This window comes from Actinomadura viridis (assembly GCF_015751755.1).
Taxonomy (GTDB): domain Bacteria; phylum Actinomycetota; class Actinomycetes; order Streptosporangiales; family Streptosporangiaceae; genus Spirillospora; species Spirillospora viridis.
In genome coordinates this window covers 6973586-6989321 of the sequence record NZ_JADOUA010000001.1, presented here as the reverse complement: position 1 = coordinate 6989321, position 15736 = coordinate 6973586, and the positions used below count along the sequence as shown (strand labels likewise).

Below are 15736 nucleotides of genomic sequence, written 5' to 3'. Positions count from 1 at the left end.
AGGGATCTGGGAGCGTGTCATGAGCAGCGGTACCAGGACGAGTTATCTGGTCACGGGAGGAGCCGGATTCATCGGCTCGCACCTCGCCGACGCCATGCTGGCCCGCGGCGATACGGTCACCGTCCTGGACAACCTCTCGACGGGCGATCCGGCGCGGCTGGAAGGGGCCCGGGCGTATCCGGGCCTCCGCTTCGTGCACGGCTCGGTGCTCGACGAGCTCATGGTCGACGAGCTGGTGCACCAGTGCGACGTGGTCGTCCACATGGCGGCGGCCGTCGGCGTCAAGCTGGTGGTGGAGCAGCCGCTGCGGTCGCTCACCACCAACATCCGCGGCTCGGAGATCGTGATCGAGGCGGCGCACCGGTACCGCCGCAAGATCCTGCTCACCAGCACCTCGGAGATCTACGGCAAGAACTCCGCCGGGCCGCTCCGCGAGTCCGCGGACCGGATCATCGGCAGTCCCGCCATCGTCCGCTGGAGCTACAGCACGGCCAAGGCCGTCGACGAGATCCTGGCCAACTGCTACCACCGGGAACGCGGCCTGGAGACCATCGTGGTGCGCCTGTTCAACACCGTCGGCCCGCGGCAGAGCCCCGCGTACGGCATGGTCATCCCCCGGCTGGTGCGGCAGGCGCTGCGCGGCGAGCCGCTGACGGTCTTCGGCGACGGCTGCCAGACCCGCTGCTTCGCCCACGTCGCCGACGTCGTCGACGCCATCCTGCGGCTGCTCGACGAGGACGCCGCGATCGGGCAGACGTTCAACATCGGGTCGTCCCAGGAGATCAGCATCCGCGAGCTGGCGGAGACGATCATCGCACGCTGCGGCAGCCGCTCGCCGATCCAGCTGGTCCCGTACGAGCAGGCCTACGGGGCCGGCTTCGAGGACATGCTGCGCCGCGTCCCCGAGACCAGCAGGCTGCGGGCGCTCACCGGGTGGGCGCCGCGCTACTGCCTCGACGACGTGCTGGCCGCCGCCATCGAGGAGGCGCGGGACGAACTCGCCGAGCCGGCCGGGCTCGCCGGGCTCGACGCGCCCGCCGGGCACGCCGCCGCCCCGGTCACGGTCTGACCATGGTCGTCTCGATCGTGCTCCTGGCGCTCCTGGCGCTGCTCCTGACGGACGTGCTGAGCTCGGCGCTGCGCCGGCTCGCCCTGCGCAAGTGCCTCACCGACCGTCCCGTGGAGGGACGGAAGGCCCATGAGAGGCCGACGCCCTACCTCGGCGGCGTGGCGATCGTCGGGGGCACGCTGGTTCCGCTCCTGCTGGTGAGCGGCCACTGGGACGGCCGGCTCGGCGTGCTCGTCCTCGCCGGCACGGCCGTCGCGGTGCTCGGGCTGGTCGACGACCTCCGCCCGCTGTCCCCGCTGACCCGGCTGGCGGTCGAGTGCCTCGCGGCGAGCGGCGTCGTCGCGGCCGGCGGCGGCCTGGGCGTGCTCGACGAGCGGCTGGACCCGGTGGTGACGGTGCTGTGGATCGTCGTCATCACCAACTCGTTCAACCTGCTCGACAACATGGACGGCGCCGCCGCCACGGTCGCGTCGGTGACGGCGGGTTCCCTGGCCGTGGCCGCGTACCTGTTCGGGCGGACGGGCTGCGCCCTGCTCCTGCTCGCCCTCGCGGCGGCCTGCGCGGGCTTCCTGGTGCACAACTGGCCGCCCGCGCGCATGTTCATGGGGGACGCGGGTTCCCTCTTCATCGGGTTCGTGATCGCCGGTTCCACCGTCCTGGTGGAGGCTCCGGAAGGGGCGCCGGCCCGGCTCGCCGAGGTACTGCTGGTCACCTTCGTCGCCACGGTGGACACCTGCCTGGTGCTCATCTCCCGGCGGCGGGCCGGCCGGGGCCTGTTCACGGGCGGCACCGACCATGTCACCCACCGGCTGCGGCGGCTGGGGCTGAGCGTCCCCCAGGTGGCGCTCACGCTCTGCGCCGCCAGCATGGCGGCCTGCCTGGGCGGCGTCCTGGTCGCCCACCAGCGGCTTCCGGGCGAGGCCATGCTCGCCGGGGCCGCCGCGGTCGCGGTCGCGCTGGTCTGGTGGTTCCTCAAGGTTCCGGTGTACGGGGCCGCGCCGGCGCCCGCCGGGGTCACCGGGCCCGCCGGAGCCGCGCTGGCCGCCGGGGAGCGGCCGCTGATCGGCACGGGCGCCGTCCCGCCGGTGCACGGCGCGCCGTTAACCGCCGAGCAGCCGATCGGTGACGTAACGTGACGGAACGTGGATGTGTGCTCACGCATCGTACAGGGGCGGGGATATGGAAGTCGGCAGGTACCTGGGCGTGGTGCGGCGGCACTGGCTGCTCATCACGATCTCCGTCGTGCTCTCCGGGATCGCCGCCGTGGGCTTCACGGCACGGCAGACCCCGCAGTACCAGGCGTCCGTGACGATGTTCGTGTCGGGGACCGGTAACGGTACCGACTCGACCTCCGCGTACCAGGCCAGCCTGCTGTCGCAGGAACGGGTGAAGTCCTACGCGGGCCTCCTCAAGAGCGGGCGGCTCGCCCGGGACCTCTCCCGGACGCTGGGCGGTGGCGCGAGCCCCGCGGAGTTGCAGGCGAAGATCTCGGTGGAGACCTTCCCGGGCTCGGTCCTGCTCAAGGCCACGGTGACCGACCCGTCCCCGGCCTGGGCCCGCAGCGTCGCCGACGCCCTGGGGGCCCGGTTCGCCCTGTTCATCGACGAACTGGAACGGGCGCCCGGCGCGAACCGCGCGCCGATCAAGGTGTCGGTGGTGGACGACGCCCAGGAACCGGCCGAGCCGGTGAGCCCGCGGCCCCTGGTGAACATCGCCCTGGGCCTGCTGATCGGACTCGCGATCGGCCTGGCGGGCAGCATGCTGCGCGACGCCTTCCAGGTGCCGGCGCCGTTCGGCGCCTCGCCGCCCGGGGACGACGGGCGGCGGCAGCCCCCGGCGGTGCGCGTCGGCTGGGGCCCCTGAACGCCGGCCGGGTTAAAGGTAAATCCTTATTTCAGCCGGTTGGGGCAATTTGTACGTTTCGTAGCGGGTATTGCGGCGATGCCAACAGAAACGCGTGGTCCCGGACATCCGTTCGGGGTGACACCGGGGTTGAGCCACGAGACCAAAGCCATGCTTTCTCGTACGGAGCGGGCGTGGCGCCGCGTTCGGAACGAAGTGGTGACGATGGCGGACACAGACGCTGGCAAGGCAGGCACGAGCACGGTTCGCGACCTGACCGAAGACCTTCCCGTCGACCAGCTCAAACAGGCCGGGCAGGAACTTGTCCAGGCGCTGATGGTCAAGGCCCTCCACATGGCCAGCGGAAAGGTCGAGAACCTGACGGGGCGGCTGACCGATGCGGCCGCGGGCGGTGCCGGCGGCACCGGGATGAAGATGGCGGCCACCGGGGCCAAGAAACTGGCCGAGGGCGAATCGCCTCTCAAAGCGGGGCTCAGCGCCGGGCTGACCGGTGCGAAAGAGACCGTCAAGGGCGCCCTGGGCGGCGGTGGCGGTGAGAAAGGCGGCGGGGGCGGCAAACGCCAGAGCAGTGCCAAGGTCGTCAACATCATCGAGGAGTTCGACGTCGGGCTGCCGTTGCGGGTCGCCTACGACCAGTGGACGCAGTTCGCCGACTACCCGAGTTTCACCCGCAAGGTGGAGAGCGTCGGCCAGGAATCCGACGAGAAGCTCGACTGGCGGGCGCAGATCTTCCTGTCCCACCGCAGCTGGGAATCAACGATCATCGAGCAGGTCCCGGACGACCGGATCGTCTGGAAGTCCAAGGGGGCCAAGGGCTATGTCGACGGCGCCGTGACGTTCCACGAACTGGCCCCCACCATGACCCGCGTCCTGCTGGTGGCCGAGTACCACCCGAGCGGATTCTTCGAGAAGACCGCGAACCTCTGGCGCGCGCAGGGGCGCCGCCTCCGTTCGGACTTCAAGCACATCAAGCGGCACATGATGACCCGCACGATCCTGGAGCAGGAGGAGTTCGAGGGCTGGCGCGGCGAGATCCGCGACGGCGAGGTCGTCAAGACCCACGAGGACGCGCTCAAGGAGGAGCAGGAGGCCGAGAAGAAGCGCGAGGGCGAGGAGCCCGAGGGCCGCGAGGAAGAGGAAGAGGAACCTCGCAAGGCCGAAGCGGAGAAGGAGCCGGAAGAAGAGGAAGAGGAGGAGCCCGAGCGCGAGGAAGAAGAAGAGGAGGAGGAAGAGCCGGAAAGCGACGAGGAGCCCGAGGAGCCCGAAGAGCGCTAACAGCGCGGTGTCCAGCGGCCGGGGGGAACCATGGTGGACAACGAGGACGAGAGTACGGGACGCGACCTGGAACGGGCCGAGTCCGGAGGCGAGCCCATCGAGGGCGAACCGCGCCGCGCGGTCACGCCGGCGAAGCCGAAGCCCGGTGAGGGACCGGACGTCTACCTCAACGTCCCGCTGCTCAAGGTGGACGAGATCTCCTTGGAGGTCGAGAACCTCGAAGCGCACGTCTCTCTCGTCGCCGAGGTGCTCGACCTGCTCAAGCTCAACGTCGGCGCGGACGTCTTCCTCGGCAGGGTCAAGCTGGAGATCAAGGGCGTGGAGGCCCAGGCGCTCCTGGAGGTCCGCCTCGACAACGTGGCCGTCGTCGTCGACCGCGTGCTGACCACGCTCGACCGCAACCCCGAGATCCTCCAGCACATCGGCCGCGGCGTGGAGTCCGCCGCCCGCGGCATCGGAGCGGGTGCGGGCGAGGCGGTCGGCGAAATCGGCAAGGGCGCCCGGGGCGCCGTAGAGGACGTCGGCAAGGGCGCCGGTGGTGCCGTCCAGGACGTAGGCAAGGGCACGGGCCGCGCCGTTGAGGACGTGGGCAAGGGTGCCGGTGGTGCCGTTGAGGACGTCGGGAAGGGTGCCGGCGGTGCCGTCCAGGACGTGGGCAAGGGCACGGGCAAGGCCGCCGAGGAAGTGGGCAAGGGGGCCGGTGGTGCCGTTGAGGACGTGGGCAAGGGGGCCGGTGGTGCCGTCCAGGACGTCGGGAAGGGCACGGGCAAGGCCGCCGAGGAAGTGGGCAAGGGCACGGGCGGCGCCGTCGAGGACGTCGGTGAGGGCACAGGTGGCGCCGTCCAGGACGTAGGCAAGGGTGCGGGCACGGCCGCCGAAGGTGCGGGCAAGGCCGCCGAGGGGGTCGGAGGCGTAGCGGGCAAGGCGGCTGAAGGCGTGGGGGGCGCCGCGGAAGGGGGCGGTAAGGAGGCCCTCGAAGGCGTCGAAGGTGCCGCCGAACAAGCGGGCAAGGCGGCCGAAAGCGTCGAAGGTGCCGCCGAGGAGGCGGGCAAGGCGGCGGAGGAGGCCGGAGGCGCCGCGGGCGAGGCCGCCGAAGGGGCCGAGCAGTTCACGTCGCTGCACAGCGCGCTGCGCGAGACCGAGGAGTCGGTTCGTGACCTGGGCCGGGCGCTCAGGCGGATCGTCGCCCGCCCGCCCCGCGCGACACACCGAGGGGATGAGTGAGCGTGGCAGGTGAACATCCAGGACCCGAGCTGAGGGCGTCGGCGGAGATCCTCTTCACCGCCACGGTGAAGGCGGACGAACTGCGTTTCCATGAGGTCCCGGAGAGCTCGGTGGAGTTCAGCGGCGACGCGGACGGGTCCTCGACCTCTGGCAGCGTCCGCACCAACCTGCCGGACGAGGTGGAGACGAACGTCACCTACCGCGACGTCCGGATCGACTACGCGATCGCCGCGAAACTGGCCGAGCCCGACGACGATGACCGGCCCTGACCCGCCCCCAGCGCGTCTCCTGGCCCGCCCTCGCACTGGTCACCGGCCGGCCTGATCGCCATCAGGATCCGGCTCGACCGCGGAAGGCGTGGCGGTAGGCCGAGGGTGAGGTCTTCATCGCGCGGGTGAAGTGGTGCCGGAAGGTCGCCGGCGACTCGAACCCCACCGCCGCGCCGATCTTCTCGATGGGCAGCGCGCCCTCCTCCAGCAGCGGCAGGCTGGCCATGACCCGCTGATGGATCACCCAGCGCAGCGGGCTGGTCCCGGTCTTGCGCTGGAAGTGCCGGATGAACGTGCGGGGGGCCAGCCGCGCGTGCCGGGCCAGCCCGGCGACCGTGATCGGCTCGGTGAGATGGTCCAGCGCCCAGGCCATCGCCTCGGCCACCGGGTCGCCGGTGGCCGGCTCGGGCACCGCGGCCTCCACGAACTGGGCCTGGCCGCCCTCCCGGTGCGGCGGCACGACCAGCCGCCGTGCGACCGAATTGGCGATCCGAGCGCCGTGGTCCTTGCGGACGAGGTGCAGGCACAGGTCCAGCCCGGCGGCGCTTCCGGCGCCGGTCAGCACGTCGTCCCCGTCCACGTACAGGACGTCGGGGGTGACCCGGACCCGCGGGTACCGGCTCCGCAGGAGATCGGCGTACCGCCAGTGGGTGGTCGCCTCGCGGCCGTCCAGCAGCCCGGCGGCGGCGAGCGCGAACGCCCCGGAGCAGATCGACACGATCCGCGCGCCGCGTTCCCGGGCCTCCCGCAGGGCGTCCAGGACGGGGGCGGGGACGTCGCCGCGCACGTCCGGGACCGCCACCACCATCACGGTGTCGGCGGCGGCGAAGTCGCCCAGGTCGTGCCCGGCCGTCATGGTGAACCCGCCGGCCGCCCGCATCGGCCCGCGTTCGAGCGAGCAGACCCGCAGGTCGTACCAGGGGACGCCGAGTTCGGGCCGGGGCAGCCCGAACACCTCCACGACCGCGCCCAGCTCGAACGGAGCCATGCCGTCGAAGGCGAGGACCGAGACCGTGTGCCGCACCGCGTCCGGCCGCACCGCGTCCAGTTTCACCGCGTCCAGTTTCACCGTGTCCAGCCGTGCCGCTCCAGCCGTGCCGCCTCCAGCCGTGCCGGGCGCCGCCGGGCCGGAGAGTCGATCGACATGGCACGATCTTAACGATGAAGGGCGTTCACGCCACTTCTGCCCGGGTGAGGACGCCGGGAAGACTCGGAGGCATGGCAGCGACGACGAACATTCCTCCCGCCTCCTCCTCCGAGGCCATCGCCCACTTCTCCGCCCGGCTGTCCTTCGAGACCGACGTGTCGGACGTGGCCGCGGACCTCGCGGACGGCGTGCCCGGCATCGTGGTGGTGGACTCCCGGAGCGCCGAGAGCTGGGACCAGGGCCACGTGGCGGGCGCCGTCCACCTGCCCACGGCGGAGATCCCGCGGCGGGCCGCCGAGGTGGTGCCGCCCGGCGCCGCCGTGGTGGTCTACTGCTGGGGGCCGGGTTGCAACGGGGCGACGAAGGCGGCCCTGGCGTTCGCGCGGCTCGGCCACCCGGTCAAGGAGATGATCGGCGGCTTCGAGTACTGGGCCCGCGAAGGGTTCCCCGTGGAGTCCGCCACCGGCGCCCCTGGGACGCCGGCGACCGTCACCCGGCGCTCCCCCGACCCGCTGACCGCGCCCGTCTCCGGGACCGCCTGCGCCTGCTGATGGTGTGACACGCGTCATGCGAGAGCCCCCGGAGAGGGGTGGGGAAAGGGGTCCCGAGGTTTGACGGTCGGGGTTCGGGCATAAGCGAGTGCGTCGACGACGTTAGACTTAACTGATCACCCTTCATGACGCCCCATGCGTCTGGCTCGTCCTTGCAGCCCACGATCTGACCGTGGTGCCTCCCGAGACGTGCCCCCCTCTCGGAAGGTAATGCGTGTCATCTGTGCCTGTTGGTAGTGCCCTGCCCGCGACCACCCCCGCCGCGGAGCCGGTCGCTCCCGCCCCTTCCTTCGCCGAACTCGGCCTCCCCGAGGCCCTCGTCACCGCCCTCGCGCGCCAGGGCATCGACAGCCCGTTCCCGATCCAGACCGCCGCGATCCCGGACGTCATGGCCGGACGCGACGTCCTCGGCCGCGGCAAGACCGGATCCGGCAAGACCCTGGCCTTCGGCCTCCCCCTGCTGGCCAGGCTGGCCGGCCGCCGCGCCGCGCCCAAGCGCCCGCTGGCGCTGATCCTGGTCCCGACCCGCGAGCTGGCCCAGCAGGTCCAGCAGAACCTGGAGCCGCTGGGCCGCACCCTCGGCCTGCACTTCAAGACCGTCATCGGGCAGACCTCGATGTTCAAGCAGATCGACGCGCTGCGCCGCGGCGTCGAGGTCCTGGTCGCCACCCCCGGCCGGCTCAAGGACCTGATGCGGCAGGGCGCCTGCGATCTGAGCGACGTCGAGATCGCCGTGCTGGACGAGGCCGACCACATGGCCGACATGGGCTTCCTGCCCGACGTCACCGACATCCTCGACCAGGCCCGGCCCGGCGGGCAGCGGCTGCTGTTCTCCGCCACCCTGGACAAGGACGTGGACGTCCTGGTCAAGCGCTACCTCAACGACCCGGTGACGCACGCGATCGGCCCGGTCGACGAGTCGGTGGACACCATGGACCACCACCTGCTGCTGGTGGCGCCCAAGGAGAAGGGCGCCATCACCGCCGAGATCGCCAACCGCGAGGGCCGGACCATCCTGTTCGCCCGTACCAAGCACGGCGTGGACCGGCTGGCCAAGCAGCTCACCCAGGTCGGCGTGCGGGCCGCGGGCCTGCACGGCGGCAAGAGCCAGGGGCTGCGCACCCGGACGCTGGCGGAGTTCCGTGAGGGCTCGATCAGCGTGCTGGTCGCCACCGACGTCGCCGCCCGCGGCATCCACGTCGACGACGTGAGCCTGGTGATGCACGTCGACCCGCCCGCCGACCACAAGGACTACATGCACCGCGCGGGCCGTACGGCGCGCGCGGGGGAGCGCGGCACGGTGGTGACGCTGGTGCTCCCCCACCAGGTGCGCTCCACCTCCGCCATGACCCGGCGGGCCGGCATCGAGGCGCCGCGCGTCCGGGTCGCCTCCGGTGACGGCGAGCTGGTCCGGCTGACCGGCGCGCGCATGCCGTCCGGGATTCCGATCGAGGAGCCGATCATCCCCGAGCGCCCGCGCCGCGAGAACGGCCGCGGCGGGCGCCCGGGCGGCCGGCGCGGCGGCGGACGCGGCTTCGGCGGACGCGGGTCCCGCTCGTACGACCGCGGGGACGGCGGCGGCCGCGCCCCGCGCAGCGAGGGCGCCGGCAGCGAGCCGTCCTACTCCGACCGCAGGGAGGGCTCGTACTCCGGCCGCCGCGAGGCTCCCTACTCCGGTACCCGGGAGGGCGGCCACGGCGGGGAGCGGCGCGGCTCGTACGGCGACCGCCGCGGCGGCGCTCCGCACGGCAACCGGCGCGGCGGCTCCTACAGCGGCGGGGGTGGCTCCTACAGCGGTGGGGGCGGCAAGCGCCGGGACGGCAACCGCGCGGCCCGCTCCAACTGACCCTTCACCGGCGCACAGTTCCACAGGTGCGCCGGACTCTCCCTGTGACCGCCGCACGCGACCGTGCGGCGGTCACAGGGGTTCACGGCCCCTGTCCTCCTCACGGAGGCGCTCCTCCTCACGGAGGCGCTCCTCCTCACGGAGGCGCTCCTCCTCACGGAGCTTGGTCTCCTCGCGCAACCTGTCCTGGAGGATCTGCAGGCCCTCCAGGCCGTCCACCGACATCGTGGCCAGCTCCTCCAGGATCGCCGGGTCGCTGCCGCGCAGCGGCGGCCGCCATCCCGACTCGGCGTCGAAGCTGCGCAGCACCCGGGCGGGAACGCCGCCGATCACCGCGTGGTCGGGGAACTCGCCGCGGACCACGGCGCCGCCCGCCACCGCCACGTTCCGGCCCAGCCGGGTGCCCGGCAGGATGATCGCACCGGTGCCGATCCAGCAGCCGTCGCCGATCCGCACCGGGTTGTTCTCCGGCCACTGCCGTCCGATCGGCATGTCCGGATCGCCGTAGCTGTGGTTCTGGTCGGTGATGTAGACGTTGGGGCCGGTGAAGACGTCGTCGCCGATCTCGATCGACTGGTGGCCCACGATGTGCGTGCCGCGGCCGAGCGAGCAGCTGCGCCCGATCCGGACGATGACGTCGGGGCCGAGGTCCAGCCCGGGGACGAACCCGGCCGAGATCGTGCAGTGGGTGCCGACCAGCGTGTGGTCGCCGATGGAGATCCACGGCTCGCCGTAGATGGCCCCCACCGGGAACCCGATGCAAGCGCCCTCACCCAGGTGGGCGAACTTCCGCCGGCCGGGCGTGTTCGGGGTGATCTCGCCCTGCCGCCGGACCCAGTCCCACCCGAGATGCACGGCCGAGTGCAGGCCCCGGCGGGTCCGGGCGGCCAGACGCTGCCGGATCGAGATGGTCTTGGGCGCCATGGCGCAACCGTACCGGTTGGTAGCAAAGGGGGCAGAGCGAGGGCCCGGCCATCCTCGGCCGGGCCCTCGTCTCGCACTCGGTGCCGGGTGGTCGCGACCCGCCCGGCACCTACTCGCCGTTAATCCATGTGATCCGCCGTTGACCCATGTGGTCCGATGCAGGCCGCCTACGTGCGCACCTGGCCACCGGTCCCGGCTTCCGCCGAGCTGCCCTCCTTGGACGACTCACCGGGCTGCACCTGGGCGTTGCCGCGCCGCGTCAGCACGGTGCCCGCGATACCCGCGGCCGAGGCCGCGGCGAGCATCGTCAGCGCCGCCTTGCGCCGCCGGCGGGCGTGCTGTGGCGGCTCGATGCGTTCGGCCGCGTTCGACAGCATCGAACCCACCCGCGGGCCCAGATCGACTTCCACGTACGTACCGGCCCGCCGCAATCGCGGCGCACTCCAGCCGCGCGCGATGAGGAGGCGGTCGGCGGCGATCTCACGCGTCTGCCGTGCCGCGGGTCCGATCCGCACGGCCGCGCCCGACGCGCCCTGGCGGAGCGTCTCCTGAGCACGGTTCAGCCGCGTAAGGGCTTCAACCCGCGGCTTCCGGCGGGTACTCATCATTAGGGACACGCTAACCTCCCTGTTTGCGAGGTCCTGCACTGCAGCCTTCCCCGCGAGCGGAAGGTAAACACGCCACGCGTAACCAAATGGTCACTCGTGGTGACGCGGGGCGGCGTGTCTGCACGACGAGAACGCACGACGAACACCTACGACGCACAGGAGGCGGCCCGCGTGGCTGAAGAACTCTTCGCGACCCTCAACACCAACCACGGGAAGATCGTCATCCAGCTCTACCCGGACAAGGCTCCGCTGACGGTGGAGAACTTCGTCTCCCTGGCGGAGGGCACCCGGGTCTGGACCCACCCCGCCACCGGAGAGAAGAAGCAGGAGCCGCTCTACAACGGCACGATCTTCCACCGGATCATCAAGGACTTCATGATCCAGGGCGGCGACCCGCTCGGCAAGGGCATCGGCGGCCCGGGATACGAGTTCCAGGACGAGTTCCACCCCGACCTGAAGTTCGACCGGCCGTACCTGCTGGCCATGGCCAACGCCGGGCCCGGCACCAACGGCTCCCAGTTCTTCATCACCACCAACGTCGCCCACACCCGGCACCTGACCGGCAGGCACACGATCTTCGGCAAGGTGATCGAGGGCACCAACGTGGTGGACGCCATCTCGGCGGTCCCGACCAGCCGCGAGCGTCCGGTCAACGATGTCGTCATCGAATCGGTGACGATCGAGCGTCGCCAGTCGTAATACAGAGAGAGACCCGCAAGGCCGACGGAGCCCCGTATGAGCGCAGATCCCAGCCCCGCCCCCGGACCCGACGCCCCGGTGCCGACGTGCTACCGGCACCCGGGCCGGGAGACCTATGTCCGGTGCACCCGATGCGATCGCTACATCTGCCCGGACTGCATGCGGGACGCGGCGGTGGGGCACCAGTGCGTGGAGTGCGTGGCCGACGGCAACAAGAGCGTGCGGGAGACGCGCACCGCCCTCGGTGCCCGCGCCGCCACCACGGCCACGCCCGTGGTGAGCTACACGCTCATCGGCATCTGCGTTCTGGCCTACCTGGCCGAGATCGCCTCCACCCAGGTCGTCCGTGACTTCATGATGGTCGGCCTGGGCGCGTCCGGCGGCCTGCCGGTCGGGGTGGCCGAGGGCCAGTGGTACCGGCTGTTCACCTCGATGTTCCTGCACCAGCCGCCGCAGGGCGGATCGTTCGGCATCACCCACATCCTGTTCAACATGTGGGCGCTGTGGGCGATCGGCCCGTCCCTGGAGCAGGTGCTGGGGCGCTGGCGCTTCCTGGCGCTGTACCTGCTGTCCGGGCTGGGCGGCTCGGTGCTGCTCTACCTGGTCGAGCCGTTCGACGGGGCGGTCGGCGCCTCAGGAGCGATCTTCGGCCTGTTCGGGGCCTTCTTCGTCATCGGCAAGAAGCTGGGCGGCGATGTGAAGCCGATCGTCTTCCTGCTGGTGATCAACCTCGTGCTCACGTTCGCGGTGCCGAGCATCTCCTGGGAGGGGCACATCGGCGGCCTGGCCACCGGGGCGCTGCTGGCCGTGGCCTACGCGCACGCGCCGAAGGCGCACCGGCAGGTGGTGCACATCGGCGCCTCCGTGGCCGTGCTGCTGCTGCTCGTGGCGCTGGTGCTGATCAAGACGGCCGATCTGACGTCCGGCATCGCCTGACCGGGGTGGCGGGGAACGCCGAGAGGGCCGGCCTGGCCTGATGTGGCCACATTCGGCCGTGGCGGGGTTCGGGACGGGATCCGGGGCGTGTCGTCGCGCGCAGGCGCGGTGGCACGCCCCTGTCCGTTCGCCGGGGGCGGCCCCTCCGCCGGGGACGGCTGTGCGCCGGGACGGCCGTACGCGGGCATGCGCGACCCACGCCACGTGCCACCGGGCGGATACGACGCCGTACGACGCCGTCACGTGCCCGGACAGGCGGGCTGCCGGCTCCGCGCTGAGGCGGACGGCGAGGACCGCTACGACGGCCGCCTGTGGAAAACCTGGGGACAGGACGGACCTTCATCCCCAGCCTGTGGATAACTCTGGTGGATTAGACGGCCGGGAAAGTGGGTAACCGGCCGCTCAACGCCAGCGAGTGGACAGGATCACGCCCAGGATGATGGCGGTGAAGCCGATCCCCAGGTTCCAGTTCCCCAGGTCGGTCATGAACGGCACGTTCGTGCCGGTGCTGGCCGTCACGTAGAACGTGGCGATCCAGGCCAGGCCGACCAGCCACAGGCCGACCATCGTGGGGACCAGCCAGCGCGGGCTGACCTGCGGTGCCTGGGACTTCTGCGGCGGCGTGTAGACCGCCTTCTTGCGCACTTTGGACTTGGCCACGGTGGGTTCGATCTCCTCGGGCGGCGGCGGCCGGAGCGCCGGTCCGCACATGGGTGGTTGTCGGTTAGCGTAGTCGCTGGTGAGCAGCGTACGGCGTCCGGCGTGGGGAAGCATCATCCCAGCCCTCACGCTTCTCGCGGGAACCCTGTTCGCGGCGAGCGCGAGCACGGCCCGCGGCACCGGCCTGCGCGAGGACGGGCGCACCCGGCTCACCGAGCTGATCGGCGCCGAGCAGCGCCGCACCCGCCACGCGCGGGCCGACTACCAGCGGCTCCGGGACGAGGTCGACGCTATCTCCCGCAGGGCCGGCCAGGACGACGCGCGGGTCACCGACGCCCAGGCCCGCGCCGACCGGCTCGCCAGGGACGCCGGGATCACCCCGCTCACGGGCACCGGCGTACGGGTCACCCTGGACGACGCGCCGCAGAACGGAGAGCAGCCGCGCGACGCCGGCCCCGACGACCTGGTGGTGCACGAGACCGACGTCCAGGCCGTCGTGAACGCCCTGTGGGCGGGCGGCGCCCTCGGCATGCAGATCATGGACCAGCGCGTGATCGCGACCAGCGCCGTGCGCTGCGTCGGCAACACCCTCATCCTGCAGGGGGTCGTCTACTCGCCGCCGTTCCGGATCACCGCGGTGGGCGATCCGGCCCGCCTGCGCGCGGCGCTCGACCGCTCCCCCGAGATCACGATCTATAAAAGGTATGTGCGCGAGTACGGTCTCGGCTACGCGGTGCGCTCCGTGGGCCGGGTGACGCTGCCCGCGTACACCGGGAACGTGACGATGAACCACGCGCGGGTGCCGGCCGACCCCGAGAGGGACGGCGGTTCCTAGCGGTCGGGGAGGGGACGCGCCGTGCGGGCGATCATCCGTGGTCTGGGCGAGCTGTGCATCACCGCGGGGCTGATCCTGCTCCTGTTCGTCACCTACCAGCTGTGGGGGACCGGCCGCTACACCCAGGACCAGCAGGACCGCCTCGGCGAGGAGCTGGCCCGCTCCTGGAAGCGGTCGTCGCCCGAGCCCGCCAAGGTCACCCTGGAGAAGGTGAAGCTGGGCAAGGGCCTGGCCACGATCCGGATCCCCCGCTTCGGGGCGGACTACCGCTACGTCATCGTGGAGGGCGTCGAGCAGTCCGACCTGCGCAAGGGGCCCGGCCACTACCCCGGCACCGCGATGCCCGGCGGCGTCGGCAACTTCGTGGTCTCCGGCCACCGCACCACGTACTCGGCCCCGTTCAACCGGGTCGGGGAGCTGCGCACCGGCGACCGGATCCTCATCGACACCCGCGAGAAGCAGTTCGTCTACCAGGTCACCGGCCGCAAGATCGTCAAGCCGACCGCGGTGGAGGTCACCGCGCCCGTCCCGTTCCGGCCCGACGACCGGCCCACCGACCGGCTCATCACGCTCACCACCTGCCATCCCAAGTACTCCGACGCCGAACGGATGATCATCTTCGGGCGGCTGACGTCGGAGATCCCCCGGGCCCGCGCCGCGGCCCCCGTAGGCTGAGACACGCCTGGAGCTGAGACACGCCCGGAAAGGAGCGCGATGTACGCCTGGATCTGGCGGCGGCTGCCGGGCGGCCGGCAGGCCAAGGCCGCCACGGCGGCCGGCCTCGTCCTGGCGGTCTGCCTGGTCCTCTGGTACGTGGTCTTCCCCCGGGTGGAGTCCAGGCTCCAGATCGACCAGGGCGTCATGCACACCACGCCCGCCTCCCCGTCCTCCCCGGCGCCCGACCGCCGCTGAGCGCCGCCGCCCGCCTCCCGCCGCCCGCCTCCCGCCGCCCGCCGTACGGCCCGGGCCACCCCGCCCGCACCGGAGGACGTGCGGCGGCGGAGAATGGCGGCGTGCGTGTTCTGGTCGTGGACAACCACGACAGCTTCGTCTTCAACATCGTCCAGTACCTGCGGGAACTGGGCGCCGACTGCCTGGTCGAGGACCGTTCGGACGTCGCCGTCGCGGACGCCGCCGGCGTGGACGGGGTGCTGCTGAGCCCGGGCCCCGGGCACCCCGCCGGCGCGGGAGTCTGCCTCGACCTCGTCCGGGACGCCGAACGGCGCGGGCTGCCCCTGCTCGGCGTCTGCCTCGGCCACCAGGTGCTGGGCCACGTGTACGGCGCGACCGTCGGACGGGCCCCGCGGATCGTGCACGGCTCCACCAGCCCGATCCACCACGACGGCCGCGGGGTGTTCGCCGGGCTGCCCGACCCGTTCACGGCGACCCGCTACCACTCGCTCGCCGTCGTGCCCGAGACGGTGCCGGAGATCCTGGAGATCACCGCCCGTACCCCGGACGGCGTGGTGATGGGGCTGAGGCACCGGCACCGGCCGCTGGAGGGCGTCCAGTTCCATCCCGAGTCCGTGCTGTCCGAGCACGGCCACCGGCTGCTCCGGAACTGGTTGCTGACCTGCGCCTCTGTCGTACGGGAGGGGCCGCCGCGAGCCGTGCGCCGGTAGCCGCCGAGTCCGCCGTCGAAGAAATTTCCTGAAACGCGTAACGCTGGGGCCTTCATAGCCGAAGTTCCAGTTGAGGGCTTCCGCCATTGCCCCCGAGTGGCGGAAGCCCTCATTCAATTCCCATGGCGAACGCCCGCCATGACGTGCACGCCATGACGAACGCCCCGGGCCCCGGCTCTCTCAGAGAACCGGGGCCCGGGGCGTTGAC

At 71.8% G+C, this 15736-nt stretch carries 18 protein-coding genes; 14 read left to right on the top strand and 4 right to left on the bottom strand.

Annotated features, from left to right (window positions below; genetic code table 11):
• The first annotated feature begins 19 nt into the window (after positions 1–19).
• From IW256_RS31690 to IW256_RS31665, 6 genes are all read left to right on the top strand, one after another.
• Entirely contained in the window at positions 20–1069 is a 1050-nt protein-coding gene (locus tag IW256_RS31690; protein WP_197014442.1) for an NAD-dependent epimerase/dehydratase family protein, read from the top strand.
• A 2-nt stretch (positions 1070–1071) separates the two neighbouring features.
• Positions 1072–2205 carry an MraY family glycosyltransferase gene (locus IW256_RS31685; protein ID WP_197014441.1) on the top strand — a complete coding sequence of 378 codons (1134 nt, stop codon included), beginning with the start codon at positions 1072–1074 and terminating at the stop codon, positions 2203–2205.
• A 43-nt stretch (positions 2206–2248) separates the two neighbouring features.
• Complete coding sequence (locus IW256_RS31680; protein WP_197014440.1) at positions 2249–2932, top strand: YveK family protein; 684 nt, start codon at positions 2249–2251, stop codon at positions 2930–2932.
• A gap of 129 nt (positions 2933–3061) precedes the next feature.
• Positions 3062–4207 carry an SRPBCC family protein gene (locus IW256_RS31675; RefSeq protein ID WP_197014439.1) on the top strand — a complete coding sequence of 382 codons (1146 nt, stop codon included), beginning with the start codon at positions 3062–3064 and terminating at the stop codon, positions 4205–4207.
• Positions 4208–4237: 30 nt separating this feature from the next.
• Entirely contained in the window at positions 4238–5431 is a 1194-nt protein-coding gene (locus IW256_RS31670; RefSeq protein WP_197014438.1) for a hypothetical protein, read from the top strand.
• Between the two features lie 2 nt (positions 5432–5433).
• Positions 5434–5700, top strand: a complete 267-nt coding sequence (locus IW256_RS31665) for a hypothetical protein (protein WP_197014437.1) — start codon at positions 5434–5436, stop codon at positions 5698–5700.
• Positions 5701–5761: 61 nt separating this feature from the next.
• Here the strand turns inward: IW256_RS31665 and IW256_RS31660 are convergent, their stop codons facing one another.
• Positions 5762–6754: a helix-turn-helix domain-containing protein gene (locus IW256_RS31660; protein WP_307829245.1), complete on the bottom strand. Its 993-nt coding sequence runs from the start codon at positions 6752–6754 to the stop codon at positions 5762–5764.
• Positions 6755–6918: 164 nt separating this feature from the next.
• Here IW256_RS31660 and IW256_RS31655 point away from each other — a divergent pair, with 164 nt between their 5' ends.
• Both IW256_RS31655 and IW256_RS31650 read left to right on the top strand, forming a co-directional pair.
• Entirely contained in the window at positions 6919–7398 is a 480-nt protein-coding gene (locus IW256_RS31655) for a rhodanese-like domain-containing protein (RefSeq protein ID WP_197014436.1), read from the top strand.
• A gap of 223 nt (positions 7399–7621) precedes the next feature.
• The gene (locus IW256_RS31650; RefSeq protein ID WP_307829244.1) at positions 7622–9244 is read left to right on the top strand and encodes a DEAD/DEAH box helicase; all 1623 of its coding nucleotides are present in this window, start codon (positions 7622–7624) and stop codon (positions 9242–9244) included.
• Positions 9245–9316: 72 nt separating this feature from the next.
• On the opposite strand, the gene IW256_RS31645 is transcribed toward IW256_RS31650, so the two are convergent.
• Both IW256_RS31645 and IW256_RS31640 read right to left on the bottom strand, forming a co-directional pair.
• A complete protein-coding gene (locus IW256_RS31645; RefSeq protein WP_197014435.1) occupies positions 9317–10168 on the bottom strand; it encodes an acyltransferase in 852 nt (283 codons plus the stop codon).
• Between the two features lie 167 nt (positions 10169–10335).
• Positions 10336–10776 carry a hypothetical protein gene (locus IW256_RS31640; RefSeq protein ID WP_197014434.1) on the bottom strand — a complete coding sequence of 147 codons (441 nt, stop codon included), beginning with the start codon at positions 10774–10776 and terminating at the stop codon, positions 10336–10338.
• A gap of 171 nt (positions 10777–10947) precedes the next feature.
• Here IW256_RS31640 and IW256_RS31635 point away from each other — a divergent pair, with 171 nt between their 5' ends.
• Both IW256_RS31635 and IW256_RS31630 read left to right on the top strand, forming a co-directional pair.
• Positions 10948–11475 carry a peptidylprolyl isomerase gene (locus tag IW256_RS31635; protein WP_197014433.1) on the top strand — a complete coding sequence of 176 codons (528 nt, stop codon included), beginning with the start codon at positions 10948–10950 and terminating at the stop codon, positions 11473–11475.
• Positions 11476–11511: 36 nt separating this feature from the next.
• Entirely contained in the window at positions 11512–12411 is a 900-nt protein-coding gene (locus IW256_RS31630) for a rhomboid family intramembrane serine protease (protein ID WP_197014432.1), read from the top strand.
• 402 nt (positions 12412–12813) lie between these two features.
• Here IW256_RS31630 and IW256_RS31625 read toward each other — a convergent pair whose 3' ends face one another.
• On the bottom strand, positions 12814–13071 hold the full coding sequence (locus IW256_RS31625; protein WP_197014431.1) for a cell division protein CrgA: 258 nt from the start codon (positions 13069–13071) through the stop codon (positions 12814–12816).
• Positions 13072–13150: 79 nt separating this feature from the next.
• Between IW256_RS31625 and IW256_RS31620 the strand changes: the two genes are divergently transcribed.
• The 4 genes from IW256_RS31620 to IW256_RS31605 all read left to right on the top strand — a co-directional run bounded on the left by IW256_RS31620 (position 13151) and on the right by IW256_RS31605 (position 15528).
• Positions 13151–13906, top strand: coding sequence for a DUF881 domain-containing protein (locus IW256_RS31620; RefSeq protein ID WP_197014430.1), 756 nt, complete (start codon positions 13151–13153; stop codon positions 13904–13906).
• Positions 13907–13927: 21 nt separating this feature from the next.
• Positions 13928–14581: a class E sortase gene (locus IW256_RS31615; protein ID WP_197014429.1), complete on the top strand. Its 654-nt coding sequence runs from the start codon at positions 13928–13930 to the stop codon at positions 14579–14581.
• A gap of 39 nt (positions 14582–14620) precedes the next feature.
• Positions 14621–14818 (top strand): hypothetical protein, encoded by a 198-nt coding sequence (locus tag IW256_RS31610; RefSeq protein WP_197014428.1) that lies wholly within the window; start codon positions 14621–14623, stop codon positions 14816–14818.
• 101 nt (positions 14819–14919) lie between these two features.
• The gene (locus IW256_RS31605; protein ID WP_197014427.1) at positions 14920–15528 is read left to right on the top strand and encodes an anthranilate synthase component II; all 609 of its coding nucleotides are present in this window, start codon (positions 14920–14922) and stop codon (positions 15526–15528) included.
• Positions 15529–15736 lie beyond the last annotated feature (208 nt).